The 519-nt window shown below is 56.8% G+C and carries 1 protein-coding gene; it reads right to left on the reverse strand.

Annotated elements, in window-relative coordinates:
* Window positions 1–337, reverse strand: a 337-nt coding sequence (locus ACP7AU_RS17830; protein WP_426052293.1) for a sigma factor, incomplete at its 3' end; no start/stop codon positions are given.
* Window positions 338–519: the final 182 nt, after the last annotated feature.

A 519-nucleotide genomic window follows, 5' to 3' on the forward strand; every position in this document is an offset into this window, starting at 1 on the left:
GCGAACGCCTCCAGTCTAGAGAACGGTTCCGCGCGATAGCCGATAGCCATGCAATGGAACTTCCCCGCTCTGGATCAAACTGAGAAGCGCGTTTCCAGACCGTGGCGTAGACCTCGCTCGTTACGTCTTCTGCTGCATCTAGATCCCCGCAGATTCGGATGCAAGTGGCAGAAAGTTTTGAGAACGTCAGCGTATACACTGTACCAAACGCGTTTCTGTCGCCGGCCCCGGTCAACAGCAAAGCATGTTGCAATCCGCTCTGGGCCGGAGTGAGAGGGGCGAGATCATTGAACTCACGACGTCGTGCGTACATCTCGCGTCTTGTTAATCCAGCCATGTTGGGCCCGCTCGCTCGGCGAGCGGTCACGGCTCGATCGGCTATCCACAGACAGTCTGCGGTCTAGAGCACTTTGCGATCTGATTGAATCGCAGGGATTCCCAAGGGAGCCGGGTTCTGATTCAACATTCCTGCTGGAGGCGGAGGCCAGCATGAATGAGCAAGGCGCTTTCGGTGGATCT

The organism is Brevundimonas sp. SL161, from assembly GCF_049896985.1.
Taxonomy (GTDB): Bacteria; Pseudomonadota; Alphaproteobacteria; order Caulobacterales; family Caulobacteraceae; genus Brevundimonas.